Here is a 26348-nt window from a genome sequence, read left to right as displayed (position 1 = left end):
GCGCATCTGTACATGCTGCATTTTGAAGTGCAACCGTATCTATGCAGCAGGTGATGCAGCCAGCGTCAGCTTGGCAGCAGGCTCAATTTCTGCTCCGGACACCACATGCAGCAAAAAGCCCCGGCATTGGCCGGGGCTTTTTGTTTGTGGCGAAGCCGACAGTCACCTCACTCCGCACCACTCCCCGCCGGATGCGCAGACCGCCGCCGGAACTTCCGCGACAGCCAATCCCCCGCATCATCCACCACGGTGAAGGCCGCCGGAATCACGATCAGGCTCAGCAGCGTGGAGGTGATCAATCCGCCGATCACGGCGATCGCCATCGGCGCACGGAAGCTTGAATCCCCGGCAAAGCCCAGTGCGATCGGCATCATGCCCGCGCCCATCGCCAGGGTGGTCATGATGATCGGCTGTGCACGCTTGCGGCAGGCATCGATCAGCGCGTCGTGCTGGCTCATGCCGTGCTCGTCTTCGGCCATCACCGCGTAGTCCACCAGCAGGATGGAGTTCTTGGTGGCGATGCCGATCAGCATCAGCAGGCCGATCAGCGCCGGCAGCGAGAGCATGTTCTGCGTGATCAGCAACGCGCCGAACGCACCGCCGGCCGACAGCGGCACCGCCGCCAGAATGGTGACCGGCATCAGCGCGTGGTTGAACAGCAGCAACAGCACCATGTAAATGCAGATCAGTCCGGCGGCCATCGCCAGCATGAAGCCGATGAACAGCTCGACGAACACTTCCGCATCGCCGGTGTTGAGGAAGGTCACGCCCGGTGGCAGCTGTTTGACGCCCGGCAACGCCTGCACTTCGGTCATCACATCGCCCAGAGGGCGACCGTTGAGCTCGGCGGTGAGGGTCACGTTGCGCTGGCGTTGGTAGCGCGAGATCTGTGAGGGACCACTGCCTTGCTGGATATCGGCGACAGCCGCCAGCGGCACCGGGCCATTTCGGCCGGGCACGCGCAGCTGGCTGATCAGGCCCGGGTTGGCAAGGGTGGCTTCGGCAAAGCCGACCCGGATCGGTACCTGCCGGTCGGGCAGGTTGAGCTTGGCCAGGCGCTGCTCGTAATCGCCAGCCGTGGCGATGCGGGCGGCCTCGGCGATATCGGCCGTCGCTACGCCCAGGTCCGCGGCGCGAGCGGGGTTCGGCACGATCTGAAGTTCCGGGCGCAGCAGAGAGGCGGTGGAGGTGACGCTGCCCAGGCCCTGGATGCCGCGCAGGTCGCGCTCCAGCGCGGTGGCGGCATCCTGCAGGCGTTGCGGGTCGTCACCGGAGAGCACCAGCTGCAGCAGGTTGCCGGGCTCGGAGCTGACATAGCTGACGCGCACGCCGGGCAGATCGGCCAGACGCTCACGCGCCTCACGTTCCAGCACGCGCTGGTCGCGGTCGCGCCCGTCGGCGCTGCCCCAGTCCAGCACCAGGGTCGCCTTGCGCGGCTCACCGACGCCGGTCGCACCCGGGTCGCCCAGGTCGAGCACGCTGCCGACCGCGGTATAGACCTGCTTGAGTTCGGGCATGTCCTTGAGCAGTCCGCGCGCGTGTTCGGCGACGGCCACGGTCTCCTGCAGGCGCGTGCCCGGCGGCAGTTCGAGATTGAGGTTGCTGCGGCCCAGATCGGACTGCGGGATGAAGGTGGCCGGGATGAACGGCACCAGCGCGAGCGACGCGACGAACAACCCGGTGGCCAGCCACAGGGTGCGGCCGCGATAGCGCAGTGCGGCGTCCACCCAGCCCAGGTACCACGTCATCAGCCTGGATTCCGGCTTCTCCTCGCCATGCGGCTTGAGCAGGTAGGCGGCCATCATCGGGGTGAGCAGGCGGGCCACCAGCAGCGAAAACAGCACGGCGGTGGCGGCGGTCCAGCCGAATTCGCGGAAGAACTTGCCGGCGATCCCGGGCATGAAGGCGACCGGCACAAACACCGCCGCCAAGGTCAGCGAGGTGGCGATCACCGCGTTGCCGATCTCGCCGGCCGCTTCGCGTGCAGCTTCCAGCGGCGGCTTGCCCATGCGCAGGTGGCGCACGATGTTCTCGATCTCCACGATCGCATCGTCCACCAGGATGCCGACCACCACCGACAACGCCAGCAGCGTGATGATGTTGAGGGTGAAGCCGAAGAAGTACATCACCGCGAACGTCGGAATGATCGACAGCGGCAGCGCCAGCGCCGACACCCAGGTTGCGCGCCAGTCGCGCAGGAACAACCACACCACCAGCAGCGCCAACAGCGCGCCTTCCCAGAGCATGGTCATCGAGGAATCGTAGGAGCGGTGGGTCTCGTCGATCGCCGTGGTGACCAGGCGGAAGTCGATGCCGGGATGCTCGGCCTTGATCTTGTCCAGCGCGTCATGCACGCCGGCTTCCACCTTGACCTCGCTGGAGCCGCGCGTACGCGACATCGAGAAGGCCACCACGCCCTTGCCGTCCAGCAGGGCGGCCTCGGTGGGATCGGCAGCGCCATCGGTCACCGTGGCCAGCGTGGAGAGCCGCACGGCGCGCCCGTCCGGCAGGGCGATGGAGTAGTCGCGCAGTGCCTGTGCGTCACCGACGGTACCCAGCGTGCGGATGGTCTGCTGCGCGCCTTCGACCTCGGTCTTGCCGCCGGCACGCTCAACCTGGATGCGGGCCAGCTGCTGCGATACATCGCCGGCGGTGATGCCCATCGCGATCAGCGCATTGGGATCCAGGTCCACCCGCACCTGGCGCTGCACGCCGCCTACGCGGGTGACGCGCGCCACACCGGGCACGCCGTACATCGCACGCGAGATGTCACGGTCGACGAACCAGCTGGCCTCATCGGTGGTCATGTGCGGGGCGACCAGCGCATAGGTCATCAGCGAACCGCCGATATCGACCTTGGAGATCACCGGCTCCTGGATGTCCTGCGGCAGATCGGTGCGGATGCGGGTGACCGCGTCGCGGGTGTCGTCCAGCGCGGTGGCCAGATCGGCTTCCAGCTGGAACTCGATGGTGGTGGTGCTGACGCCTTCGCTGACCGAAGACATCACGCGCTTGACGTTGTTGACCGTCGCCACCGAGTCCTCGACCTTGCGGGTCACCTCGGCCTCCAGCTGGCTGGGCGAGGCGCCGGGCTGGGTGACGGTGACGGTGGTCATCGGGAAGGCGATGTCCGGGAAGCGCGCCACCGGCAACTGATGGAAACCCCACAGGCCGGCCACGCACAGCACGAAGAAGATCAGCAGCGCAGGCAACGGGCGTTTGATCGCCCAGGCGGAGATGTTCATCGTGCGGCGGCCTTGGTCGCAGCGACCACACGCACGCGGTCGCCCTCACCGAGGAAGCCGGCGCCATCCACCACGACCTGGTCACCGGCCTTCAGGCCTTCAAGGATCGCAGTGCGGCCCTGCACGGCCTGGCCGGTGCTGACGCGGTGGCGGGTGGCCTGCTGCTTGTCGTTCACGGTGAACACATAGTTGTGGCCGTCGCGCTGCACGATCGCCGCGGTCGGGATGGTCAGCACCGGGCCGTCGCCGGTGACGATGCGGCCATCCACGTAGATGCCCTGCTTGAGTGGGCCGGGGGCTGGCAGGTCGGCATAGATCGTGCCGGTGCGGGTCTGTCCATCGACACCCGGGGTGACCGCGCGGATGCGGCCACTGACCACCTGGCCCGCATACGGCAGCTCAACCGTGTTGCCGACGGCGACATCGGCCAGCTGGTTTTCCGGCAGCTCCGCACGCCACTCCAGGCGGCCATCGCGGATCAGGCGCAGCAGCTCGGTACCGGCGGAGACCACCTGGCCCGGTTGCACCAGGCGCTTGGAAATCAGGCCGTCGGCGGGTGCGCGCAGGTCGGCGAAATCGCGGCGCAGCTTGGCCGCGTCGCGCGCGGCACGTGCGGTGGAGGTCTGCGCTTCGGCATTGATGCGTGAGGCGCGCAGCTCATCCAGGCTGCTTTCGCTGATCAGTTGCTGGGCGGCCAGCTTGGCGCTGCGCTCGTAGTTCATGCGGGCCAGTTCCTGGGAGGCCTGCGCCTGTCGCAACGAGGCGTCGGCCTGCGCCAGCTCGCTGTCCAGGGTGCGGTGGTCCACCTGCAGCAGCACCTGGCCCTGCTTGACCCATTGCCCCACGTCCACCAGCAACGCGGTCACGCGCTGGCCGCTGATCTCCACGCCCAGCTGCATTTCTTCATAGGCGGTCACCGGCCCGGAGACCAGCACCGTGCGGGCCATGGTCTGCTGCTGCGCGGGCGCCAGCGAGACCGGCAGCGCGGAGCTGGCGGCCGTGGCGTCGGCCGCGGCCTTGTCGTCCTTGCCGCCGCAGGCGGACAGCAGCGCGACAGCCAGGATCAGGGAAAAACTGCGGAGGTAGGGTGCACGCATCGAGAGGCTTTCCGGGTCGGAACAGCGGGAAAAGAAAGGAATCGGGAAATCAGGATTCGCGCGACAGGCGTCGTTCGATGCCATCGAGCATCAGGCCCAGCCCCTGCTCGAAGCGGGCGTCGAAATCGACCTCGCTCCATGCATCACGGGCCTGCCAGCAATGGGGGAAGCGCGCCTCGGCCAGCGCCATGAAGGCCTCACCCAGCGCTTCCATGCTGCCGTCGCCGGGCCAGGACTGCTCCTCGATCACGAAGCCCATCGTGTAGTACACCAGGTCCATCGCCGCGGTCGCGGCAAAGCGTGCCGGCGCGCCGGCGCCCATCAGCGCGGCGATGCTGGCCTCACCTACCCGCAGCACGTTCTCGGTGGCCAGGAAGGTGCCCGCATACACCCGCGCACCATCGCGGCGCGCTTTGAACGCCAGGCGGAACTCACGCCCGATCTGCAGCAGCGTCTGCCGCCATGGCTGTCCGTCGGGAATCACGCGAGCGACGTCGCAGATCATGGCGTCGGCCATGGCGTCGATCAGCGCCTGCTTGCTCTTGAAGTGCCAGTACAACGACGGCGCCCGGATGCCCAGCGAGCAGGCCACTTTGCGCAGGGTAATGCCCTCCAGGCCGGCCTCGTCGAGGATCCGGAAGGCCGCCTTGACGATGTCTTCCCGCGCGATGGGTTGGCGCACTGTGCTCTGGCCTAACGCTGTTAGGGGGCGAATCTAACAGTGTTAGGTTCGCGCCGACAAGTGCCCGTGCACAGATCCCCAATGGGGCCCGAGGGACGTGGCTGATGGGTTCAGGCGCGCCCAGGGGGGGGAGGGGGCCCCAGGCGCCCGGTTGGCTCAGAGGTCGATCAGGTCAGGCTGCAGGACCGCCATCCGGACCCGGTTGCGCCCGCTGGTCTTGGCGTCGTACAGCGCCTCATCCGCCCGGGCGATCAGCGCCTCCAACAGCCGCTGGTCGCCGCCCGGCAGCGCCTCGCCGATCGCGCCCCCGACGCTGACAGAGACAGTGATGCGCTCGCCGCCCACGAGGATGGGTTCAGCCGCCACCGCACTGCGCAACCGTTCGGCGGCGGCGGGAATCTCATCGACGGCGGACGCCGCCAGCAGGGCGATGAACTCTTCGCCGCCGAAGCGGGCGAACAGATCGCGCTCCCGCAGGGCGTCGCGGCAGCGCTTGGCGACCACCTTGAGGACTTCATCGCCGACCGGATGGCCGTAGGTATCGTTGATCTTCTTGAAGTGATCCACGTCCACCATCAGCACCGCGACAGCGCGGCCGTTGGCTTCGCGGGCGGCGATGATCTGGACCGAGCATTCTTCGAAATGACGGCGGTTGGGGGCGCCGGTCAAGGGATCGGAGGAGGCGAGGCGGCGCAGCTCGGCGGCCATCAGCAGATCGGCGGTGACATCGGTGAACAGCCAGATGCGCCCGTGTGCGCCGTTGCCGCGCACCGGATGGGTGTCCACTTCGAAGGTGCGCTCGCCCAGGGTCCAGTTCTGCTTGGCGGCGAACTGGTCGTTGTTCATCTGGGCGCTGTAGGCCACTTCCAGCTCGGCGTGGTTGTCGCAGCGTTGACGCAGGGCGCGCATCGGGCCGGCCAGATCCGCCGCGCGGTGATTGCCTGCCGTGCAGCCCAGCAGCTCCGCGGCGTGCTCGTTGACAGCCGCCCCGACGCCATCGCCGTCGATCAGCACGATGCCCGCCGGCACGCTTTCAAACAGATCCAGGAACTGATTGCGGACGATCGTGCCGCGTGCGGCTTCGCGCCGTGCGGACAGCAGCCGGGCCACGCTCGTGGCCAGCAGTGGCACCTGTGCCGTCAAGGCTGCCGGGGCAGGGGGGCTTCGCCAAAGCAGCAGCAGGCCACTCAGCGGCGCGCCGTGGGAGGGGGCCGGAACGTACAGCAGGCGGGCGGGGCGGCCTTCCAGGGCATGGATGATCGCCGTCGGCAGCCGGAAGTCCGCTGCGTCCATGGCCTCGCCGGTCCAGCGCGCCTCGAGGATGCCGCTGCGCGCCAGGTTGAAGCTCGGCGAGGGCAGTGCCGGGGCTGACACCGCCCAGGTCGCCCTGCCGCCGACGTCCACCTCCACCGCCATCACCAGGTCAGCGTGGGAGGCGAGGCGGGCGAACTGGCACAGGGCCGCCAGCGCGTCACTGTCGGACGTCGTCACAACGCGGTGCCCGCCAGTCGCTGTTCAAGGATGCGCATGACGTCATCCGGCGCGGTCATGTGCGGAAGATGACCCGAGGCATCGATCACATCCAGGGTGGCGCCATCGATCGCGTTGGCCAGCCAGTGGCCGACGGCGACCGGTACCGCCACGTCGTGCGCGGTCTGGATGAGGTGGACCGGCGTGGAAACCCGCGCAGCCAGGCTGCGCAGATCGGAGGTGAAGATCGTGCGCGACGTATTGAGGGCGATATCCGGGCGCATCTGGAACAGCGTATTGGAGAAATCGGCGACAACCGCGCTGTCCTCCACGCCGACGACCATCGGGGCGAAGCCGGCGATCCAGGCCTGGTAGTTGGCGCGCATGCTCTCGAACAGCTGCTCCAGGTCCTGCGGCTGGAAGCCGCCGGTGTAGCCGTCGTCGTCGAGATAACGCGGCGACGCACCGATGATGACCAGGCGCTCGAACAGCTCTGGGCGTGCAACGGCGGCGGCCGCGCCGATCATGCCGCTCATCGAGTGGCCGATGTAGGTGCAGTCATGCACGTCCAGCTCGTCCAGAATGTCGATCAGATCGTCGGCATAGCCGAACAGCGAACCGTGCCGTTCGAAATCGTAGGTCTGCGCACCTTGCGGACCGCAGCCGGCAAGATCGAAGGAGATCACATCAAAGCGTGCTTCAAACCAGGGGCGCAGGGCGTTCCATGCGGTCTGATCGGTACCAAAGCCGTGTGACAGGATCGCGACCGCTTTACCCGCACCGCTTCGGCGCCCGTTGAACCGCTCGAAACTCTTCACGCACATCCACCCATGGCGTCTTGCAAGGGCCGAATACTAGGTCACGGGCGCGCGTGGGTCCAACGCGCCCCCGTGCTGAATACCAGTTGCCGCAGATAACCGCCGATGAAACCTGCGATGGCCCCTGCGAGCGTATCCAGCAGTAAACGGGCCGCGGCGCGGGCGATACGGCTGGCATGCAGCCGCACCCACGGCAACAAGGTCATCGCCTGGGCACCGATCAGCAGGATCAGCACATCCAGCCCCAGCGCATCCACCACCGGCAGCAGTGGTGCAAGCAATGGATTGCAGGCCATCAGGGTCACGATCGCGGCAGTGATTGCGAACAGGGCGCGTCGGCCCACCGGCATGGCGGTCCAGCGGAGAAGGCGGGCAGTCAGGGACACGGCAGGCTCCAGGCAGTTGGCCGGAGTGTACTGCGGTATGGTCATGCTCGAACTCCCGGGGATCACCCTCATGAAGATCGCAGTATTCAGCGCCCGCCCGTACGACCAGCAGTTTCTCGATGAGGCCAGCCAGCGCCGCGGGGCAGGGCAGCCGTTCGAGTTTCTGTACTTCGATGCCGCGCTGGATCTGCATACCGCGGCGCTGGCGCAGGATTGCGAGGCGGTCTGCGTGTTCGTGAATGACCGGCTGGATGCCCCGGTACTGCAGGCGCTGCAGGCAATGGGCGTGCGCGCGGTCCTGCTGCGCTGCGCCGGCTTCAATAATGTCGACCTCGCAGCGGCGGAGCAGCTGGGCCTGTTCGTGGCCCGTGTGCCCGCGTATTCGCCGGAGGCCGTGGCCGAACACGCGCTGGCGCTGGTGATGACGCTCAACCGCCGGACCCACCGCGCCTACAACCGGGTGCGCGAGGGCAACTTCATGCTTGATGGCCTGCTGGGCCGTACATTGCATGGCAAAACAGTGGGCATCGTCGGCACCGGGCAGATCGGCCTGGCCACGGCCCGCATCTTCAAGGGCATGGGCTGCACCGTGCTGGGCCACGATCCGTATCCGTCGGCGGCGTTCGCTGCGATCGGCACGTCGGTCGCGCTGGACGAGCTGCTCGCCCGCGCGGATGTCGTCTCGCTGCACTGCCCGCTGACGCCGGACACCCATCACCTGATCGACGATGCGTCACTTGCCGGGATGAAGCCCGGGGCGATGCTGGTCAATACCTCGCGCGGTGGGCTGGTGGATACCCATGCGGTGATCCGCGCGCTGAAGTCACGGCGCCTGGGGCATCTGGCCATCGATGTGTACGAGCAGGAGAGCGGGCTGTTCTTCCAGGACCGGTCCGGCGAAATCATCGACGATGACGCGTTCCAGCGCCTGATGACCTTCCCCAATGTGCTGGTGACCGGGCACCAGGGCTTCTTCACGGTGGAGGCGCTGCAGGAGATCTCGGCGATCACGCTGCGCAACCTGGCGGACTTCGTCAGTGGCGCAAGCTGCGCCAATCAGGTACTGCCCCCCTGAGCGCCGCCGCCGGCGAGGCCGGCAGTTGCAGCCCCGGAGCTGACCCGTTCATGTCTATACAAGGGCCGAAATGTTGCCGAATCGGGTCATTGCCCGGCACTGCGACAACGTGTCGCAGCCCAAAACAGGCCTTTCCTGCGCTGGATCATTGTCAATGCCTTTCTTAAATGATGCGTGACGGCCTAAAATTGGAAGGCTGACATGATCGTCCTTCGTGCCTGTCCCCTTGGACCGGCACCACCGGCTTTGGCTGGGACGGAGGCGGGCTTGAACTGGCATTCCCTACGCAATTGGATCGACCGATGATTCCGTTGAAACCCCTTGGACGCTTCCTGCGTCCGGGCCTGCTGTTTGCGTTGTCCGTGTTCCTGACGGGCTGCAACTCGGCCATCCTCAACCCCAAGGGCCAGATCGGCCACGACGAGAAGACCCTGCTCATCACGGCGACCGTGCTGATGCTGCTGGTTGTCGTGCCGGTCATCATCATGACCCTCACCTTCGCGTGGAAGTACCGTGCGACCAACACCAAGGCCCGCTATGAGCCGAAGTGGTCGCATTCCACGGCCATCGAAGTGGTGGTCTGGTCGATCCCGTGCATGATCGTGCTGGTGCTGGCCGTGCTGACCTGGCGTTCCTCGCACGCGCTGGATCCGTATCGTCCGCTGGACTCGGACAAGAAGCCGGTGGTGATCGAAGCCATCTCGCTGGACTGGAAGTGGCTCTTCATCTATCCCGAAGAGAACATCGCCACCGTCAACGAGATCACCTTCCCGGTGGATACCCCGCTGAACTTCAAGATCACGTCCGATACGGTGATGAATGCGTTCTTCATTCCGCACCTGGGCAGCATGATCTACTCGATGACGGCCATGGAGACCAAACTCCACCTGATCGCCAACGAGACCGGTGAGTTCCCGGGCATGTCCTCGCATTACAGCGGCGCGGGCTTCAGCAAGATGCATTTCTCCGCGCACTCGGTGACCGAGGCGGAGTACCAGCAGTGGCTGACCAAGGTGCGTGCCGAAAGCGCGACCCTGGACAAGACCGCCTTTGCTGCGCTGACGGCCGAAAAGAACCATGACTGGCACCCGGTGACCTACTTCGGTACCACCGAGGCCGGCCTGTTCGACTGGGTCATCGCCAAGCACATGGGCGACAACCAGCACTACGGCATGAAGCACGACCACAAGGCCATGAAGCATGACGGCGCCGAGGGCGAAAGCCACGAAGGCCACACCATGCCGGCCGCCGGTGAATCGCACGACGGCCACGCGATGGCTGAAGGCGATGCTGCTGCACACGCCGAACACACTGCAGACGAGCACGCCGCAGCCGGTCACACCGGTCACGGCGGCTCGGGAGAATGACCATGAATCTGTTGGGTAAATTGACCTTTGCCGACATCCCGCATGACCCGATCATCATCACCACGTTGATCGGTGCTGGTATCGGCGGCCTGCTGGTGTTGGCCCTGATCACCAAGTTCAAGCTGTGGGGCTATCTCTGGAAAGAGTGGTTCACCTCGGTCGACCACAAGAAGATCGGCGTGATGTACCTCATCGTCGCCTTCGTCATGCTGCTGCGCGGCTTCGCCGACGCGATCATGATGCGTGTCCAGCAGGCCATGGCCGCTGGCGGCAACGAGGGCATCCTGCCTCCGCATCACTACGACCAGATCTTCACCGCCCACGGCGTGATCATGATCTTCTTCGTGGCGATGCCGCTGATCACCGGCCTGATGAACGTTGTCGTGCCGCTGCAGATCGGCGCACGCGACGTGGCCTTCCCGTTCGTCAACTCGCTCAGCTTCTGGCTGTTCGTGGCGGGCGCGGGCCTGGTGATGATCTCGCTGGGTGTTGGTGAGTTCGCGCAGACCGGCTGGCTGGCCTTCCCGCCGTTGTCAGGCAAGGAATACAGTCCAGGGGTAGGTGTCGATTACTACATCTGGGGCCTGCAGGTCGCCGGCCTGGGTACGACGCTGAGCGGCATCAACTTCTTCATCACCATCTTGAAGATGCGCACCCCCGGCATGAAGCTGATGCAGATGCCGATCTTCACCTGGACCGCGCTGGTCACCAACGTGCTGATCATCGCCGCCTTCCCGGTGCTGACCATCACCCTGGTGCTGCTGACCCTGGATCGTTACCTGGGCACGCATTTCTTCACCAATGACGGTGGCGGCAACGCCATGCTGTACATAAACCTGATCTGGATCTGGGGTCACCCGGAAGTCTATATCCTGGTCCTGCCGGCCTTCGGCGTGTTCTCCGAGGTCATCGCCACGTTCTCGCGCAAGGCGCTGTTCGGCTACAAGGGCATGGTCTACGCCACCGCCTGCATCGGCGTGCTGTCGTTCCTGGTCTGGCTGCACCACTTCTTCACCATGGGCTCGGGTGCCAACGTCAATGCCTTCTTCGGCATCACGACGATGATCATCTCGATCCCGACCGGCGTGAAAATCTTCAACTGGCTGTTCACCATGTTCCGCGGTCGCGTGCAGTTCACGACCCCGGTGCTGTGGACGATCGGCTTCATGGTCACCTTCACCATCGGCGGCATGACCGGCGTGATGCTGGCGATCCCGGCCATCGATTTCGTGCTGCACAACAGCCTGTTCCTGATTGCCCACTTCCACAACGTCATCATCGGCGGCGTGGTGTTCGGCATGTTCGCCGGCATCACCTACTGGTGGCCGAAGATGTTCGGCTTCCGCCTCAATGAAACCTGGGGCAAGCGCGCGTTCTGGTGCTGGTTCATCGGCTTCTATGTGGCCTTCATGCCGCTGTACATCCTGGGCTTCATGGGCATGACCCGCCGCATGCAGAGCTACCCGAACATGGAATATCAGCCGCTGCTGATCATCGCCATGTGTGGTGCCTTCATCATCGGTGCCGGCATCCTGTGCCAGATCATCCAGATCGCCGTGTCGATCCGTGACCGCAAGAAGACCGCCGACCTGACCGGCGATCCGTGGGACGCCCGTACGCTGGAGTGGGAAACCTCTTCGCCGCCGTCGTTCTACAACTTCGGTTCGCTGCCGCGCGTCAACGAACTGGACGAGTTCTGGGAGCGCAAGCAGCGCGGTGAGGCGTGGGAACGCCCGGCCAAGTACACCGACATCCACATGCCGCGCAACACCGGCACCGGTGTGGTGATCGGCGCCTTCAGCCTGGTGTTCGGCTTTGCGATGATCTGGCACATCTGGTGGCTGGCCATCGTGGGTCTGGTCGGCATGATCGGCACCTTCATCTGGCGCACCTTCGACAAGGACGTGGATTACTACGTGCCGGCCGCGGAAGTGGAGCGGATCGAAAATGAGCACCGTCGCCACCTCGTGGCGCAGGGCCTGGTGAAATCGGAGCTGAAGGCATGAGCACCACTATCCCCAACACCATGAACCCTGGGCACGCCGCGCACGCGGCGGCCCACGGCCATGACGACCACGAGCACCACGACACCGGCGGCAATACCGTCTTCGGTTTCTGGGTGTACCTGATGAGCGATTGCCTCATCTTCGCCACGCTGTTTGCGACCTACATCGTGCTGTCTGGCGGCACCGACGGCGGCCCCGGCCCGAAGGACCTGTTCGAACTGTCCTTCGTCGCCTGGGAAACCACGCTGCTGCTGGTCTCCTCGCTGACCTTCGGCCTGGGCATGATCGCCATGCACAAGCAGAAGGTGGGCCAGATGTACGCATGGCTGGCCCTGACCTGGCTGCTGGGCTTCGGCTTCATGTGCATGGAAGTGTGGGAGTTCAACCACCTGATCCATCAGGGCTACGGTCCGGACCATAGTGCGTTCCTGTCGGCGTTCTTCGCGCTGGTCGGTACCCACGGTCTGCACGTGAGCGCGGGTCTGCTGTGGCTGCTGATCATGTTCATCCAGATCAAGCAGAACGGCCTGACCCAGACCAACAAGACCCGCATGGCGTGCCTGAGCCTGTTCTGGCACTTCCTGGATCTGATCTGGATCGGCGTGTTCTCCGTCGTCTATCTGAATGGAGCGCTGTAATGGCCGCACATGACAATCACGCACACGATCATGGCCACAGCGCTGCCGGCGAAAGCCATGGCAGCGTCAAGTCCTACCTGATCGGCTTCGTCCTGGCCGCCGTGCTGACCATCATCCCGTTCTGGGCGGTCATGCATGGCGACCTGCCGCGCTTCACCACCGGCGTCATCATCGTCGTTGCCGCGGTGCTGCAGATCCTGGTGCACCTGGTGTTCTTCCTGCACCTGGACCGCTCCTCGGAACAGCGCTGGAACGTCAGCGCGGCGGCCTTCACCGTCGTGGTGATCGGCATCATCGTCGCCGGTTCGCTGTGGGTCATGCACAACATGAACGTGCACATGATGCACTGACGTCTTCGCGACGTTGCCACACGCAGAAAGGCCGCCCTCGGGCGGCCTTTTTGTTGGGTGATGTGATGGCGGTGGTGCCGCGCGTTACGCCGCCTTCGCCAGTCGCATGAACTCCACGGCATCCACCGGCCGCCCGAGGTGGTACCCCTGCAGCTGATCGCACCCCATGTCGCTCAGGTACTGGCGTTGGCCCGCGGTCTCCACGCCCTCGGCGACGATCTGCAGCTGCAGCGAGCGGCCCAGTGCGATGATCGAGGAGACGATCGCCGCATCCTCGGCGTTGTCTTCCAGATCGTGCACGAAGGCCCGATCGATCTTCAGCTCGGTGGCCGGCATGCGCTTGAGGTAGAGCAGGCTGGAGTAGCCGGTGCCGAAGTCATCGATGGAGATGTTCACGCCCATCGCGGTCAGCCCATGCAGGATCAGCAGGCTCGCTTCCACATCGCGCATCGCAGTAGTTTCGGTCACCTCCAGCGTCAGCCGCTTCGGGTCCAGCCCGTGTTTCTCCAGCGTGCGGCGCACGGTCTCCAGCAGCGTGCTCGAGCCGAACTGCAGGGGCGAGAGGTTCACCGCCATCGTCCAGTCCGGATGCCCGGCATCGTGCCAGTGGCGCAGCTGCGCGCAGGCCCGGTCGAGCACCCAGTCGCCGATGGACAGGATCAGCCCACTGCGCTCCGCGATCGGGATGAACGCATCCGGCGACAGCAGGCCCAGTTCCGGGTGCTGCCAGCGCACCAGCGCCTCGGCCCCGATCAGCGCGTTGCCGTTGGCCTGGAACTTGGGCTGATAGTGCAGCACCAGCTCGCTGCGGCTGACCGCCTTGCGCAGCTCCTGCAGCAGTTTCAGCTGGCGGTTGGCGCTGACGTTGAGTGACTGGGTAAAGAAGGTATAGCCGTTCCGGCCCGAATCCTTGGTGTGGTACATCGCCGCATCGGCGTGGGCCATCAGGTCGCGCTCGGTGGTGGCATCGGCCGGGTACAGCGCGATGCCCAGGCTGGCGCTGACCTGCAGTTCCAGCGCATCGATCTCGAACGGTTCGGCCACGCTGGCGATGATCCGTTCGGCGACCACCGCCGCGTCTTCCGGATCTTCCACCTGGAACACGATGACGAACTCGTCCCCGCCCAGCCGCGCGAACGTGTCCTGCGCACGCAGCAGCGCGGTGATCCGCTCGCTGACCTGGATCAGGAGTTTGTCGCCGAGCTGGTGGCCGTAGGCATCGTTGATCGCCTTGAAACCATCGAGGTCGCAGAACATGACCGCGAAGCTGAACTGCCGGCGTTGTGCCTTCTCGATGGCCTGCTCGATCCGGTCCTGCAGCAGCATGCGGTTGGGCAGCTGGGTCAGCGGGTCGTGCAGGGCGGCCTGCATCAGCTTCTCGTTGGCCTGCGCCAGCGAATCGGCGAGCAGGCCGGTGCGGGTACGCATCTGGCGATCGAACACCGAGGCGATCAACGCGATCCCCAGCGTGGCCAGTGTCGTCACGATCACCAGCACGGCCAGCCATTTGGTATCGATGCCCTGGCCGTACGCCGCGCCGCACAGCGCGCCCTCGGGGAAGTGGGCGGCGGCCATCCCGGTGTAGTGCATGCCGACGATGGCCAGGCCCATCACCAGCGAGGCCAGCCCGCGCAGCAGGAACGGCCGGCGCTGCTCCAGGCGCAGCCGGAAGGCGATCCACAGCGCCGCACCGGCCGCACCGATCGCGATCAGGATCGAGGCGGCAAACCACAACGGGTCGTAGTCGATGCCCGGCTGCATCTCCAGCGCGGCCATGCCCAGGTAGTGCATGGCGGCGATGCCCAGCCCCATCAGCACCGCGCCTGCGCACAGTCGCGACCACGGCAGCTCTGCACGCGAGACCAGCCACAGCGCATACGCCGAGGCGCCCACCGACACGGCCAGCGAGTACAGGGTAATGGCCAGGTCATAGCCGACCGGGATCGGCAGGTGGAAGGCGAGCATGCCGATGAAGTGCATCGACCAGATGCCCAGGCCCATCGCACCGGCGCCACCGGCGAGCCACCAGCGGGCGACCCGGCCGCGGGTACTGGCCAGGCGACCGGCCATGTCCAGCGCGGTGTACGAGGCGAGGATGGCGACCAGCAGCGAGAACACGACAAGACTCTGGCTGTAGGTGCCGGTCATGGAGAAGCCTGGAAAAGGTTGAAGGAGGGCAGTGGCCCGCCGGAGTATCGGCATCGGGGCCGGAATCTTGAGCGGGGGCGCTCGGCGTCTCGGTTGCTGCGACGCGGCTCGGCTATCCTGCCCCATCGATTCTGAAGCGGAAGTGGACATGGCCAAGCGACTCACCGCTTACGTCTGCAGTGAATGCGGCGCCGAATACAGCAAGTGGCAGGGCCAGTGCACCGAGTGCGGGGTCTGGAACACGCTCAGCGAAATCACGCTGGAAAGCGCGACGCCCACCAAGTCCTCGCCGGCCTCGCGACGTTCCGGCTGGGCCGGCAAGGTCGATGCGCCGAAGATCATGGCGCTCAAGGACGTACAGCAGACCGAACACCTGCGGGTGAGCACCGGCATCGGCGAGTTCGACCGCGTGCTCGGCGGTGGCCTGGTCGAAGGCGCGGTGGTGCTGGTCGGTGGCGATCCGGGCATCGGCAAATCCACCCTGCTGCTGCAGGCGGTGGCGAAGATGGCTGCCAGCTTGCCGGTGCTGTACATCACCGGTGAGGAATCGCTCTCGCAGGTCGCTGGCCGTGCGGTCCGCCTGGATCTGCCGCTGGACAACGTCAACGCGCTGGCCGAAACCCAGGTCGAGGCGATCCTGCAGCATGCCAGCGTGGCCAAGCCGCGGCTGATCGTGGCCGATTCGGTGCAGACGCTGTGGACCGAATCGCTGACCGCCGCGCCCGGCTCGGTCAGCCAGGTGCGTGAGAGCGCCGCACGCCTGGTGCGCTTTGCCAAGGAAACCGGCACCGCCGTGTTCCTGGTCGGTCACGTGACCAAGGAGGGCGGCATCGCCGGCCCGCGCGTGCTCGAACACATGGTCGACGCGGTGCTGTACTTCGAAGGCGAGAGCGGCAGCCGATTCCGCCTGCTGCGGGCGTTCAAGAACCGCTTCGGCGCGGTCAACGAGCTGGGCGTGTTCGCGATGGGCGAGAAGGGCCTCAAAGAGGTCTCCAACCCCTCGGCGATCTTCCTCTCCGGCGGCAGCACCCAGCAGCCGGGCAGCTGCGTGATGGTGACCCGCGAGGGCACGCGCCCGCTGCTGGTGGAAGTACAGGCACTGGTGGATGCCTCACCGCTGTCCAACCCGCGCCGGGTGGCGGTGGGTCTGGAGCAGAACCGCCTGGCGATGCTGCTGGCGGTGCTGCACCGTCATGGCGGCGTGCTGGTGGGCGACCAGGACGTGTTCGTCAACGTAGTGGGTGGCATCCGCGTGCAGGAGACCGCCGCCGATCTGCCGGTGCTGCTGGCGGTGCTGTCCTCGCTGCAGGACCGGCCGCTGGCCGAGAAGACGATCGCCTTCGGCGAGGTGGGCCTGTCCGGCGAGATCCGCCCCGTGCCCAACGGTGAAGACCGCCTGCGCGAAGCAGCGACGCATGGCTTCAAGCGCGCGATTGTGCCCAAGGCGAACGCGCCGAAGACCGGCAGCGTGAAGGGCATGGAAGTGATCGCGGTGGAGCGGTTGTCCGAGGCGATCGACGCGCTGTAACGCGGCATGCCGACCAACGGTCGGCATCTACCTGCGATGTTCGGGGCCGCGTGCCGACCAGCGATCGGTACGCGGTGCACCGGTGGGTGCCGACCAACGATCGGTACGCGGTGCACCGGTGGGTGCCGACCAACGATCGGCATGCGGTGCACGGGTAGGTGCCGACCACCGATCGGCATGCGGTGCACGGGTAGGTGCCGACCGTTGGTCGGCACGCTTCTATCGCGTGCGCCCGAACACCAGCTCGATCACGAACTGGCTGCCGAAGAACGCCAGCAGCAGCAACGCCATCGCGGTCAGGGTCCAATGCACCGCCTTCGCGCCGCGCCAGCCGTAACGGCGGCGCCCGATCAGCAGCGTGCCAAACACGATCCAGGACAGGATGCTGAGCACGGTCTTGTGCACCAGCTTCTGCGCCAGCAGGTCATCGACGAACAGCACGCCGGTGACCAGGGTCAGCGTGAGCAGCGCAAAGCCGACCGCGATCACCCGGAACAGCAGGGCTTCCAGGTCGGCCAGCGGGGGCAGGGCGCGCAGCCACGGGCGGAAATCACGGCGGCGCAGGGCGCGTTCCTGCAGCCACAGCATGATCGCCAGCAACGCGGCCACGCTCAGGGTGGCGTAGGCGAGCAGCGCCATCCACGCGTGCGTGGCCAATTGCCAGCCCAGCGGCTTGCTCGGCTCGTGGCCGTAGGCGTGATAGATCCACAGCACCACGGCGGCCATCGGGAACACCAGGACGCCAAGTGCCGCCATGCGCCCGCGCGCAGCGACCAGCGAGGTCAGCCACGCCATGCCCAGCCCGACCAGCGACAGGGCGGCGAAGAAGTGCATGTCCGGCCCGCCGCTGGTACGCATCGCCACCAGCACGTGATAGCCGCCGTGCAGCAGCATCGCCGGCAGCGCCGGCCACAGCCAGGCCGGGGAGGTCACCGCGTCATCGCGGACGACCGCACGCACCAGCAGGCCGGTGGCGGTCAGGTACAGCAGGGTCGCGATGAGAACGATTGTCATCGTGTCAGTTTCGCATACCCCCGGGGTGCTGGCGATGCCCGCAGCGCCGCCGTCAGGGCCGGTCCGGGAGCCGGGGCGGAACCGTTATACTGGCGGTCTCATTGTCTTTTGTTCTGAACAGGTCGCTTCCATGTTCGAGTCCCTGACCCAGCGCCTCTCCGGCACCATCGAGCGGCTGCGCGGCCGCGGTCGCCTGACCGAGGAAAACATCCGCGAGGCCACCCGCGAAGTCCGCATCGCGCTGCTTGAAGCCGACGTCGCGCTGCCCGTGGTGCAGGCGCTGGTCGAACGCATCAAGGTGCGTGCGGTCGGCCAGGAAGTGCTCAAGTCGCTGACCCCGGGTCAGGCGCTGATCAAGGTCGTGCGCGACGAGCTGACCGCGGTCATGGGCTCGGCCGCCTCGGACCTGAACCTCAACGTGCCGGCGCCGGCGATCATCCTGATGGCCGGCCTGCAGGGTGCGGGCAAGACCACCACGGTGGGCAAGCTGGCCAAGCACCTCAAGGAAAAGCGCAAGAAGAAGGTGATGGTGGTCTCGGCCGACGTCTACCGTCCGGCCGCGATCGAGCAGCTCAAGACCCTGGCTGACCAGGTCGGTGTGCTGTTCTTCCCGTCCACCGCCGACCAGAAGCCGGAAGCCATCGTCCGCGCCGCCATCGATGACGCCCGCAAGTCGTTCGTGGATGTGCTGATCGTCGATACCGCCGGTCGCCTGGCCATCGACGAAGCGATGATGGCCGAGATCAAGGCGCTGCACGCCGCGGTCAACCCGGCCGAAACGCTGTTCGTGGTCGATGCCATGACCGGCCAGGATGCCGCCAATACCGCCAAGGCCTTCGGCGATGCGCTGCCGCTGACCGGCGTGGTGCTGACCAAGACCGACGGTGACGCCCGCGGCGGTGCCGCGCTGAGCGTGCGCTACATCACCGGCAAGCCGATCAAGTTCGTCGGTGTGAGCGAAAAGCCGGACGGTCTGGATGTGTTCCACCCGGACCGTATCGCCAGCCGCATCCTGGACATGGGCGACGTGCTGTCGCTGGTGGAGCAGGTTGAGCAGCAGGTCGACAAGGACAAGGCCCAGAAGCTGGCCGAGAAGGTCGCCAAGGGCAAGAAGTTCGATCTGAACGACATGCGCGACCAGCTGGAGCAGATGCAGAACATGGGCGGCATCGGCGGCCTGATGGACAAGCTGCCGGGCCTGGGCCAGATCCCTGATCACCTCAAGCAGCAGGTCAGCCAGGGCAAGGACGTGCCGCGCATGATCGCGATCATCAACTCGATGACCAAGAAGGAGCGCCGCAACCCGGGCCTGCTCAACGGCTCGCGCCGTGCCCGTATCGCGCGCGGGTCCGGCCTGACCCCGGCCGACGTCAACAAGCTCATGAAGCAGTTCCAGCAGATGGAAAAGATGATGAGCAAGATGGCCGGTGGCGGCATGAAGGGCATGATGCGCAGCATGAAGGGGATGATGGGTGCCATGGGCGGCCGCGGCGGCATGCCGTTCCGCTGAGTCCTGCGCAGGCGCATTCCGGGCAGGGGCGGTGCGGCGTATGCTGGCACCGTCTCCTTCCACAGGTGCGCCGCGCGTGAATGGTTCCCCGCTTCTCGAACGCGCCGACAACTTCTGTCGGCGTTTTGCATTGCAGGCCCCGATCCTGCTCGCACCGATGGCCGGCGCCTGCCCCGTGCCGCTGTCGGCCGCGCTGGCCAATGCCGGCAGCATGGGCGCGATGGGCGCGGTGTTGTCGCAGCCGCAGGACATCGTGGCGTGGATGACCGATTTCCGTGCGCAGTCCGCCGGGCCGGCGCAGGTCAACGTCTGGATACCCGATCCGCTGCCATCGCGCGATGCCGATGCTGAAGCCGCGACACGCCGCTTTCTGGCGAAGTGGGGCCCGGAGGTGCCGGCCAGTGCCGCCGATGCGGGGCCGGCCGATCTCGATGCGCAGTTCGATGCCTTGATCGAGGCGCGCCCGGCGGTGGCCTCCACCATCATGGGCGTGTTTTCTCCGGCACAGGTGCAGCGCCTGAAAGACGTGGGCATTGCCTGGATCGCGTGTGCGACGACCTTGGCCGAAGCGCGTGCCGCGCAGGCGGCCGGCGCTGACGCGGTGGTCGCGCAGGGGTTCGAAGCGGGCGGCCATCGCGGCGCCTTCGATCCGGAGGCGGCCGAGCGCCAACTGGTCGGATTGTTCGCGCTGCTGCCGCGGCTGGCCGATCATCTGGATATCCCGGTCATCGCGGCCGGTGGCATCGCTGATGGGCGCGGCATCGCGGCAGCCCTGACGCTCGGTGCCAGTGCGGTGCAGGTGGGCACCGCGTTCCTGCGCACCCCGGAGTGCCAGTTGAATCCGGCATGGTCACAGGCATTGGCGAACGCCGAACCGGAAGACACGTGGCCGACGCGCGCCTTTAGTGGTCGCCTCGGCCGTGGCCTGGCCACCGCGTATGTGCGCGCCGCGGCGTCTGCTGACGCACCACCGCCGCGGCCGTATCCGGTGCAGCGTGGGCTGACCGCGCCGATGCGCGCGCAGGCCGGGCGCGACAACAGCCTCGATGCAATGCAGGCCTGGGCGGGGCAGTCCGCGTGGATGGCGCCGGCGCGCCCGGCGGCCGAGGTGCTGCAGCAGATGTGGGCTGATGCGAAGGCGTTGCTCGGATGACGCTGTACTGCAATGGCCGCCCTGCCAGTGCCGACGACCTGGCGGGCGCATTGACCAACTACGGTCATTTCACCTCGCTGCAGGTGCGCAATGGCGCGGTGCAGGGGCTGGATCTGCATCTGCAGCGTCTGCTGGAGGGCACGGTGGCGTTGTTCGGCACCGCGCTGGAGCCGCTGCAGGTGCGCGCCTGGATGCACGATGCGCTGCAGGCCGAAGGTGCGGTCGATGCCTCGCTGCGGGTGACCGTGTTTTCGCGGCAGTTCGATTTCCGGCGGCCGCTGCAACCCGTCGCCGTCGACGTACTGGTCGCCGTCGCGCCAGCGGTCGATCTGCCGGCGATAGCGCGGCGGCTGCGGACGGTGCGCTACCAGCGCGAACTGCCGCAGGTGAAGCATGTCGGTACGTTCGCGCTGTTCCAGCATCGCCGCGAGGCCTTGCTGGCAGGCGTGGATGACGCGCTGTTCGTCGGCGACGACGGCCTGGTCAGCGAAGGCACCACCTGGAACATCGCCTTCGCCTCGGGTGACACGTTGATCTGGCCGCAGGCGCCCGCGCTGCGCGGTACCCATGAGCGCCTGCTACAGGCGGGGTGGGGCAGCGATCAGCAGGTGCGGCCGGTCGCGCTGGCGGACCTGGCCGGGTTCGACGCGGCCATTGCCTGCAACGCTGCCGGCCTCTGGCCGATCGCGGTGATCGATGGGGGCGTACTGGCGAACTCGGCGGCACTGTGCGCCAAGGCCCGGCAGGTGCTGGCGGCGGTGCCCTGGCAGCCGTTGGTGGCCTGAACCACCTGATCGGCAGGCCCTGTTCATCTTTCCCGGCCTTCACAGGCTTGGAATGACCGGAGGCCGCCGCTATAATCGCCGGCTTACCGCGCCATCCTGGCGACTGGGCAATTGAGGAAACAACACCATGGTCAAGATTCGACTGACCCGCGGCGGCGCCAAGAAGCGTCCCTTCTACCACATCATCGTGACCGATTCGCGCAGCGCCCGTGATGGCCGCAACATCGAGCGCGTCGGTTACTACAACCCGGTTGCCCAGGGTGCCGAGTCCCGCATCGTGCTGGACCTGCCGCTGGTCGACAAGTGGGTCGCCAACGGCGCCCAGATGACCGACAAGGTTCGCAACCTGTACAAGGAAGCGACCAAGGCCCAGGCCTCCGCGGCCTGATCCTGAAGGGCCGCGCCTGCCGCGGCCCATCGGTCTATACAGATGAAAGATACCGAGCGCCGCATCCTGCTGGGCAGGATTGTCGGCGCTTTTGGTGTGCGAGGCGAGATCAAGCTCGAGTCCTGGACCGAGCCGCGTACCGCCATTTTCCATTACCAGCCCTGGATCCTGCGGACCCCCGCCGGCCAGGAGAGCACGCTCACCGGTGCACGCGGACGTCAGTCCGGCAAGCATCTGGTCGCCGTGTTTCCCGATATCACCGACCGCGATGTGGTCGAGGCGATGTACGGGACCGAAGTCTATGTCGCGCGCAGCGCGCTGCCGCCCCCGAAGCCCGATGAGTATTACTGGGTCGATCTGGAGGGCTTGCAGGTGCGTACCGTCGAGGGTGTCGAACTTGGGCGGGCGTCACACCTGTTCTCGACCGGCTCCAACGACGTGCTCGTGGTGCAGGGGGATCGTGAGCGGATGATTCCGTTCGTGCAGCCCGAATTCGTCGTCTCGGTGGATTTCGAGGCCAACCTGATCGTGGTCGACTGGGATCCGGAGTTCTAAGCCGGATGCGTATCGACGTCGTCACGTTGTTCCCCGAGTTCATGGCGCAGTCGGCCGCGCTGGGCGTGGTCGGCCGTGCTGCCGAGCGCGGTCTGCTGGAACTGCACGGCTGGAATCCGCGTGACTATGCCGAAGGCAACTACCGCCGGGTGGACGACCGTCCATTCGGGGGTGGCCCGGGCATGGTCATGTTGATCGAGCCGCTGCGGGCGTGTCTGGCGGCCGCGAAAGCCGCTGATCCGGCGCTCGCGCCGGTGATCTACCTCAGCCCGCAGGGCAAGCCGCTGACCCAGGCCAAGGTGCGGGAACTGGCGGCACTGCCGCGCATGATCCTGCTCTGCGGCCGCTATGAGGGCATCGACGAGCGCTTCCTCGAGGCCGAGGTCACCGAGGAAATCTCCCTCGGCGATTACGTGCTGTCCGGCGGTGAGCTGGGCGCGGCGGTGATCGTCGATGCGGTGACCCGCCTGCAGGAGGGGGCTCTCGGCGATGCCGAATCGGCCGCCCAGGACAGTTTCGAAGGCCCGCAGGGGCTGCTGGACTGCCCGCATTACAGCCATCCGGCCCAGCATGAATGGGGCACTGTCCCGGACGTACTGCGCTCGGGCAACCATGCCGCCATCGCCCGCTGGCGCCGGCAGCAGTCGCTGCTGCGCACCGCGCTGCGGCGGCCGGACCTGCTTGACGAAGGCCAGTTGTCCAAGGCCGACCGCCTCCTGCTGGAGCAGGCACGGCAGGCCGTTGCCAAGGATCCAACCCCCTAGCGCGGGGGCGGGATCTTGTTTATAATTCGGGATTGCCATCGGCCTTTTGGGGCCCGTTGGCAGGAACCCCTACAAAAAACGTGCAGCACAGTCCGGTGACTGCATGAGCCCACGTTGTCGAACGACACGATCACCCGAACATTATCGGTGCACCCATGAGCAAGCTGAACAAATCCATCCTCTCGGACTTCGAATCCGCCCAGATCACCCGCGAGCTGCCGAAGTTCAGCCAGGGTGACACCGTCGTCGTCAACGTGAAGGTGAAGGAAGGCAACCGTGAGCGCGTGCAGGCTTACGAAGGCGTCGTCATCGGCACCAAGAACGCCGGCCTGAACTCCGCGTTCACCGTCCGCAAGATCTCGCACGGCTACGGCGTCGAGCGCGTCTTCCAGACCCACAGCGCCATCATCGACTCGGTCGAAGTGAAGCGTCGTGGTAAGGTCCGCGCCGGCAAGCTGTACTACCTGCGTGGTCTGGAAGGCAAGGCTGCCCGCATCAAGGAAGATCTGGCTGCTGCTGCGCAGGCCAAGGCCGCGCGCCTGGCTGCCAAGGCTGCCCAGTAATTCCCGGCCGACAACTTCGGTTGTCGCCTCAAACGGCCACCTTCGGGTGGCCGTTTGCATTTGTGGCCGCGTGATGGAGAAGCACATGGACCGTTATCCCGCTGATGTTCGTCACGCGCTGCAGGCCATGGCCGACGCCAACGTGCCTGCCGGCATGCGCGCACCGCCACTGCATCGGCTGTTGTGGCGCATGGGGCTGCGCGTGCCGCCACCGCTGCTCGCCAGCTTCGGTGCCAATCTGTTCGTGATGGGCGGGCTGTTTGGCGTGTTGTGGGGCGTGTTGTGGCGCGGCTTGATGGGGCTGGTCCTGGACCTTGGCTCGCTCACGCTCGGCATCACCATTGGCAGTGCTGTCATGGCCGGGCTGTTGTTCGGCGTGATGATGGCGCTGCTGATGCGGTACCAGCGGCGACGCTACCAACTGCCTGCCTGGAAGACGCTGCTGCAGGGGCGCATGGCTTAATCCGGCCGTGCGGTGCCCACGCGGGCGGGCTGGAGCGGCGTGGTCGGATTCGGGTCCGCCACCGGCGACGGCGGCGACGCGGGGACCTCGGCCGGGGCGGCCAGTTCCTCGTGATGGCTGGGCAGCATCCGCGCCTTGCGCCAGCCACCCCAGCGGTAATACGCCAGCGACATCAGCATCGCGCAGAACGAGCTGACCGGGAAACTCCACCACACCGCGTCGGCGCCCCAGCGGTCCTGCAGCAGCTCGGCGAAGGGCACGCGGATGCCCCACAGCGAGGCGGCCAGGATCAGCAGCGGGGGGATCACCGCGCCGGTCGAACGCACCACGCCGGAGATCACGAAGTTCACCCCGAAGAACAGGAACGACCACACCGCGATGTGGTTGAGGTGGCGCGCCACCTCCAGCGCCTGGCTGCCTTCGGGCAGGAACAGGGCAAGCGTGTATCGGTCGAGCAGGATCAGCGGCAGGATCAGCACGCCGGTCAGCAGGAAGTTGTAGAGCACGCCGCTGCGGGCGGTGCCGCGCACGCGGTCCCAGCGCTGCGCGCCGACGTTCTGCGCGGCCATGGTCGAGCACGCCGCACCGATCGCCATCGCCGGCATCTGCACGTAGGTCCACAGCTGCAGTGAGGCGCCATACGCGGCGGCGGTGTCGGTGCCGTAGCTGTTGACCATGGTCATCATCAGGATCATCGACAGCGAGATCAGCACCATCTGCAGGCCCATCGGCACGCCCTTGACCACCAAGGCGCGCAGGATCTCGCCATCGATCTTGAACAGCGCCATGTCCTTGCGCCCCAACCACAGCACATGCCGCTTGTTGCGCATGTACCAGAGCAGGCCGAGCAGTGAGAGGGTCTGCGCGATCAACGTGGCCCACGCCGCGCCGGCGATGCCCAGCTGTGGGAACGGGCCGATGCCGAAGATCAGCAGCGGGTTGAAGCCGATATCCAGCACCACCGACAGCAGCAGGAAGCGGAACGGCGTGCGGGAGTCGCCCACGCCGCGCAGCGCAGAGCTCAGGAAGGCGAAGGCATACAGCGTCGGCATCGCCAGGAAGATGATGCGCAGGTAGGCCTCGGCCAGCGGCAGTGATTCGGCCGGTGTGCCCATCGCCGCCAGCAATGGATGCGACAGCCACCAGCCGGCGATCGCGATCACCACCGACAGGCCGATGAAGAAGGTGGCGCTGGTGCCCATCACGCGCCGGGCCTGGGGCAGGTCGCGGGCACCCATCGACTGGCCGATCAGGATCGAGGCGGCCATGCCGATCCCGAACACCGAGCCGATCAGGAAGAACATGATGTTGTTGGCGTTCGCGGTGGCGGTCAGCGCCGCCTCGCCGAGGAAGCGGCCGACCCAGATCGCGTTCACCGAGCCGTTCATCGACTGGGCGATGTTGCCGGCCAGGATCGGCAGGGCGAACAGGAACAGATTGCGCCCGATCGGGCCCGTGGTCAGGTCAAGCGGCGCTTTGGCCATGTGCGCTGGAGATCGAGCTCAGAGAGCGGCACACTAGCACCAAGCCCATCAAGGGGATATCGCGATGCGTACTTCCGCGTCTCAACGCACGTCAGCGGCTGCCCCGGTAGTGCCGGCCGCTGGCCGGCTGCAGATCCTTCTGGATGACCGGTTCATCCCCACCGCGCTGGCGCTCTTGATTGGCGCCTCGCTGGCCGCATGTTCGAGTACGGACGACCGCCTGCGCGACGCACAGGTACGGCCCATGGACCGACCGGAATGCCAGGTCGGCAGCCAGCGACGCGATCTGGATGCGGGGGTTCCCACGCTGATCGGTGGCACTGGCTGCCGTGGCGATCCATCGGCACCGCAACCGCTGAACCGACGACCGGCTGAGCCGGGGAGTTGAATCACCCGCATGATCGAAGCAACCCCATTGGCCGCCGTGCGGCTGGATGTGTGGCTCTGGGCCGCACGGTTCTATCGAACCCGCAGCCTGGCCAAACAGGCGGTGGAAACCGGCAAGGTGGATGTGGCCGGGCAACGCCCGAAATCCTCGCGCGCGGTGCGCGTGGGCGAAGCGCTGCAGATCAGCCGTGGCGATGAAGTGTTCGATATCCAGGTGCTTGGGCTCAGCGAGATGCGCGGCCCGGCCCCGGTGGCCCAGCAGTTGTACGCCGAGAGCGAGGCCTCGCTTGCACGCCGCGCGGAGCTGCGCCTGCAGCGTGCCGCGGCGAAGAACGGTTACCAGCCGCCGGAGCACAAGCCGGACAAACGCGCGCGCCGGTTGATCCGTGCGCTGGGTGATCTGGACGCGCTGTGAGCCGCGCACCGCACGCATGAAAAGACCGGGCCATGCGGCCCGGTCGTTGTGTATGGC

The 26348-nt window shown here is 66.4% G+C and carries 25 protein-coding genes; 16 read left to right on the top strand and 9 right to left on the bottom strand.

Features of this window, described 5'->3' with window-relative positions; genetic code table 11:
- Window positions 1-167: 167 nt before the first annotated feature.
- The 6 genes from ABE546_RS15295 to ABE546_RS15270 form a co-directional block, all read right to left on the bottom strand.
- On the bottom strand, window positions 168-3245 hold the full coding sequence (locus ABE546_RS15295; RefSeq protein ID WP_346464343.1) for an efflux RND transporter permease subunit: 3078 nt from the start codon (window positions 3243-3245) through the stop codon (window positions 168-170).
- Window positions 3242-4342, bottom strand: coding sequence for an efflux RND transporter periplasmic adaptor subunit (locus ABE546_RS15290; RefSeq protein WP_346464341.1), 1101 nt, complete (start codon window positions 4340-4342; stop codon window positions 3242-3244). The genes ABE546_RS15295 and ABE546_RS15290 overlap by 4 nt, the downstream gene beginning before the upstream one ends.
- 49 nt (window positions 4343-4391) lie before the next feature.
- Window positions 4392-5024 (bottom strand): TetR/AcrR family transcriptional regulator C-terminal domain-containing protein, encoded by a 633-nt coding sequence (locus tag ABE546_RS15285; protein WP_019184505.1) that lies wholly within the window; start codon window positions 5022-5024, stop codon window positions 4392-4394.
- Window positions 5025-5180: 156 nt separating this feature from the next.
- Entirely contained in the window at window positions 5181-6515 is a 1335-nt protein-coding gene (locus tag ABE546_RS15280) for a sensor domain-containing diguanylate cyclase (RefSeq protein ID WP_346464339.1), read from the bottom strand.
- Window positions 6512-7318 carry an alpha/beta hydrolase gene (locus ABE546_RS15275; protein WP_313211098.1) on the bottom strand — a complete coding sequence of 269 codons (807 nt, stop codon included), beginning with the start codon at window positions 7316-7318 and terminating at the stop codon, window positions 6512-6514. The genes ABE546_RS15280 and ABE546_RS15275 overlap by 4 nt, the downstream gene beginning before the upstream one ends.
- A gap of 35 nt (window positions 7319-7353) precedes the next feature.
- Complete coding sequence (locus tag ABE546_RS15270; RefSeq protein ID WP_346464337.1) at window positions 7354-7698, bottom strand: hypothetical protein; 345 nt, start codon at window positions 7696-7698, stop codon at window positions 7354-7356.
- A gap of 70 nt (window positions 7699-7768) precedes the next feature.
- On the opposite strand from ABE546_RS15270, the gene ABE546_RS15265 reads away from it, so the two are divergent.
- From ABE546_RS15265 to cyoD, 5 genes are all read left to right on the top strand, one after another.
- The gene (locus tag ABE546_RS15265; RefSeq protein ID WP_346464336.1) at window positions 7769-8773 is read left to right on the top strand and encodes a 2-hydroxyacid dehydrogenase; all 1005 of its coding nucleotides are present in this window, start codon (window positions 7769-7771) and stop codon (window positions 8771-8773) included.
- 302 nt (window positions 8774-9075) lie between these two features.
- Window positions 9076-10140, top strand: coding sequence for a ubiquinol oxidase subunit II (gene cyoA, locus ABE546_RS15260; RefSeq protein ID WP_313211101.1), 1065 nt, complete (start codon window positions 9076-9078; stop codon window positions 10138-10140).
- Between the two features lie 8 nt (window positions 10141-10148).
- Window positions 10149-12146 (top strand): cytochrome o ubiquinol oxidase subunit I, encoded by a 1998-nt coding sequence (gene cyoB / locus ABE546_RS15255; RefSeq protein WP_313211122.1) that lies wholly within the window; start codon window positions 10149-10151, stop codon window positions 12144-12146.
- Complete coding sequence (gene cyoC / locus ABE546_RS15250; protein WP_183073819.1) at window positions 12143-12784, top strand: cytochrome o ubiquinol oxidase subunit III; 642 nt, start codon at window positions 12143-12145, stop codon at window positions 12782-12784. Before cyoB ends, cyoC begins: the two co-directional genes overlap by 4 nt.
- On the top strand, window positions 12784-13134 hold the full coding sequence (gene cyoD, locus ABE546_RS15245; RefSeq protein ID WP_121043457.1) for a cytochrome o ubiquinol oxidase subunit IV: 351 nt from the start codon (window positions 12784-12786) through the stop codon (window positions 13132-13134). Before cyoC ends, cyoD begins: the two co-directional genes overlap by 1 nt.
- An 84-nt stretch (window positions 13135-13218) precedes the next feature.
- On the opposite strand, the gene ABE546_RS15240 is transcribed toward cyoD, so the two are convergent.
- Window positions 13219-15282 carry a bifunctional diguanylate cyclase/phosphodiesterase gene (locus tag ABE546_RS15240; protein WP_346464334.1) on the bottom strand — a complete coding sequence of 688 codons (2064 nt, stop codon included), beginning with the start codon at window positions 15280-15282 and terminating at the stop codon, window positions 13219-13221.
- Between the two features lie 148 nt (window positions 15283-15430).
- On the opposite strand from ABE546_RS15240, the gene radA reads away from it, so the two are divergent.
- A complete protein-coding gene (radA, locus tag ABE546_RS15235) occupies window positions 15431-16810 on the top strand; it encodes a DNA repair protein RadA (RefSeq protein ID WP_121043463.1) in 1380 nt (459 codons plus the stop codon).
- A 219-nt stretch (window positions 16811-17029) separates the two neighbouring features.
- Here the strand turns inward: radA and ccsA are convergent, their stop codons facing one another.
- Window positions 17030-17824 (bottom strand): cytochrome c biogenesis protein CcsA, encoded by a 795-nt coding sequence (gene ccsA / locus ABE546_RS15230; RefSeq protein ID WP_121043472.1) that lies wholly within the window; start codon window positions 17822-17824, stop codon window positions 17030-17032.
- Between the two features lie 130 nt (window positions 17825-17954).
- Here ccsA and ffh point away from each other — a divergent pair, with 130 nt between their 5' ends.
- The 8 genes from ffh (at window position 17955) to ABE546_RS15190 (ending at window position 24005) form a co-directional block, all read left to right on the top strand.
- Complete coding sequence (gene ffh / locus ABE546_RS15225; protein ID WP_265309386.1) at window positions 17955-19334, top strand: signal recognition particle protein; 1380 nt, start codon at window positions 17955-17957, stop codon at window positions 19332-19334.
- A 76-nt stretch (window positions 19335-19410) separates the two neighbouring features.
- A complete protein-coding gene (locus ABE546_RS15220; protein WP_313211103.1) occupies window positions 19411-20487 on the top strand; it encodes a nitronate monooxygenase in 1077 nt (358 codons plus the stop codon).
- Window positions 20484-21272, top strand: coding sequence for an aminotransferase class IV (locus tag ABE546_RS15215; protein ID WP_346464333.1), 789 nt, complete (start codon window positions 20484-20486; stop codon window positions 21270-21272). Before ABE546_RS15220 ends, ABE546_RS15215 begins: the two co-directional genes overlap by 4 nt.
- 127 nt (window positions 21273-21399) lie before the next feature.
- On the top strand, window positions 21400-21660 hold the full coding sequence (gene rpsP / locus ABE546_RS15210) for a 30S ribosomal protein S16 (RefSeq protein WP_017356068.1): 261 nt from the start codon (window positions 21400-21402) through the stop codon (window positions 21658-21660).
- Window positions 21661-21702: 42 nt separating this feature from the next.
- Complete coding sequence (gene rimM / locus ABE546_RS15205; RefSeq protein ID WP_121043481.1) at window positions 21703-22215, top strand: ribosome maturation factor RimM; 513 nt, start codon at window positions 21703-21705, stop codon at window positions 22213-22215.
- Window positions 22216-22220: 5 nt separating this feature from the next.
- Window positions 22221-22979: a tRNA (guanosine(37)-N1)-methyltransferase TrmD gene (trmD, locus tag ABE546_RS15200; protein ID WP_346464331.1), complete on the top strand. Its 759-nt coding sequence runs from the start codon at window positions 22221-22223 to the stop codon at window positions 22977-22979.
- Between the two features lie 155 nt (window positions 22980-23134).
- A complete protein-coding gene (rplS, locus tag ABE546_RS15195; RefSeq protein ID WP_019184486.1) occupies window positions 23135-23542 on the top strand; it encodes a 50S ribosomal protein L19 in 408 nt (135 codons plus the stop codon).
- A gap of 85 nt (window positions 23543-23627) precedes the next feature.
- On the top strand, window positions 23628-24005 hold the full coding sequence (locus tag ABE546_RS15190) for a DUF6404 family protein (protein WP_346464328.1): 378 nt from the start codon (window positions 23628-23630) through the stop codon (window positions 24003-24005).
- On the opposite strand, the gene ABE546_RS15185 is transcribed toward ABE546_RS15190, so the two are convergent.
- Window positions 24002-25489, bottom strand: a complete 1488-nt coding sequence (locus ABE546_RS15185) for an MATE family efflux transporter (RefSeq protein ID WP_346464327.1) — start codon at window positions 25487-25489, stop codon at window positions 24002-24004. The genes ABE546_RS15190 and ABE546_RS15185 overlap by 4 nt on opposite strands.
- Before the next feature lie 139 nt (window positions 25490-25628).
- On the opposite strand from ABE546_RS15185, the gene ABE546_RS15180 reads away from it, so the two are divergent.
- Both ABE546_RS15180 and ABE546_RS15175 read left to right on the top strand, forming a co-directional pair.
- Entirely contained in the window at window positions 25629-25877 is a 249-nt protein-coding gene (locus ABE546_RS15180) for a hypothetical protein (protein ID WP_313211123.1), read from the top strand.
- Between the two features lie 9 nt (window positions 25878-25886).
- A complete protein-coding gene (locus ABE546_RS15175; protein WP_313211108.1) occupies window positions 25887-26291 on the top strand; it encodes a S4 domain-containing protein in 405 nt (134 codons plus the stop codon).
- Window positions 26292-26348: the final 57 nt, after the last annotated feature.

Origin of the sequence: Stenotrophomonas sp. TWI377, from assembly GCF_039674525.1 — a bacterium.
In the GTDB taxonomy this organism is placed as follows: domain Bacteria; phylum Pseudomonadota; class Gammaproteobacteria; order Xanthomonadales; family Xanthomonadaceae; genus Stenotrophomonas.
Note: the sequence above shows the minus strand (reverse complement) of the source record. Positions and strands in the feature narration are given on the sequence as shown.

Excerpts from the sequence above, each read along its gene's own strand:
- ABE546_RS15295 (WP_346464343.1), bottom strand. The coding sequence starts at position 3,245 with ATGAACATCTCCGCCTGGGCGATCAAACGCCCGTTGCCTGCGCTGCTG.
- ABE546_RS15290 (WP_346464341.1), bottom strand. The coding sequence starts at position 4,342 with ATGCGTGCACCCTACCTCCGCAGTTTTTCCCTGATCCTGGCTGTCGCG.
- ABE546_RS15275 (WP_313211098.1), bottom strand. The coding sequence starts at position 7,318 with ATGTGCGTGAAGAGTTTCGAGCGGTTCAACGGGCGCCGAAGCGGTGCG.
- ABE546_RS15265 (WP_346464336.1), top strand. The coding sequence starts at position 7,769 with ATGAAGATCGCAGTATTCAGCGCCCGCCCGTACGACCAGCAGTTTCTC.
- cyoA (WP_313211101.1), top strand. The coding sequence starts at position 9,076 with ATGATTCCGTTGAAACCCCTTGGACGCTTCCTGCGTCCGGGCCTGCTG.
- cyoC (WP_183073819.1), top strand. The coding sequence starts at position 12,143 with ATGAGCACCACTATCCCCAACACCATGAACCCTGGGCACGCCGCGCAC.
- cyoD (WP_121043457.1), top strand. The coding sequence starts at position 12,784 with ATGGCCGCACATGACAATCACGCACACGATCATGGCCACAGCGCTGCC.
- ABE546_RS15240 (WP_346464334.1), bottom strand. The coding sequence starts at position 15,282 with ATGACCGGCACCTACAGCCAGAGTCTTGTCGTGTTCTCGCTGCTGGTC.
- radA (WP_121043463.1), top strand. The coding sequence starts at position 15,431 with ATGGCCAAGCGACTCACCGCTTACGTCTGCAGTGAATGCGGCGCCGAA.
- ccsA (WP_121043472.1), bottom strand. The coding sequence starts at position 17,824 with ATGACAATCGTTCTCATCGCGACCCTGCTGTACCTGACCGCCACCGGC.
- ffh (WP_265309386.1), top strand. The coding sequence starts at position 17,955 with ATGTTCGAGTCCCTGACCCAGCGCCTCTCCGGCACCATCGAGCGGCTG.
- ABE546_RS15215 (WP_346464333.1), top strand. The coding sequence starts at position 20,484 with ATGACGCTGTACTGCAATGGCCGCCCTGCCAGTGCCGACGACCTGGCG.
- rpsP (WP_017356068.1), top strand. The coding sequence starts at position 21,400 with ATGGTCAAGATTCGACTGACCCGCGGCGGCGCCAAGAAGCGTCCCTTC.
- rimM (WP_121043481.1), top strand. The coding sequence starts at position 21,703 with ATGAAAGATACCGAGCGCCGCATCCTGCTGGGCAGGATTGTCGGCGCT.
- trmD (WP_346464331.1), top strand. The coding sequence starts at position 22,221 with ATGCGTATCGACGTCGTCACGTTGTTCCCCGAGTTCATGGCGCAGTCG.
- rplS (WP_019184486.1), top strand. The coding sequence starts at position 23,135 with ATGAGCAAGCTGAACAAATCCATCCTCTCGGACTTCGAATCCGCCCAG.
- ABE546_RS15190 (WP_346464328.1), top strand. The coding sequence starts at position 23,628 with ATGGACCGTTATCCCGCTGATGTTCGTCACGCGCTGCAGGCCATGGCC.
- ABE546_RS15185 (WP_346464327.1), bottom strand. The coding sequence starts at position 25,489 with ATGGCCAAAGCGCCGCTTGACCTGACCACGGGCCCGATCGGGCGCAAT.
- ABE546_RS15175 (WP_313211108.1), top strand. The coding sequence starts at position 25,887 with ATGATCGAAGCAACCCCATTGGCCGCCGTGCGGCTGGATGTGTGGCTC.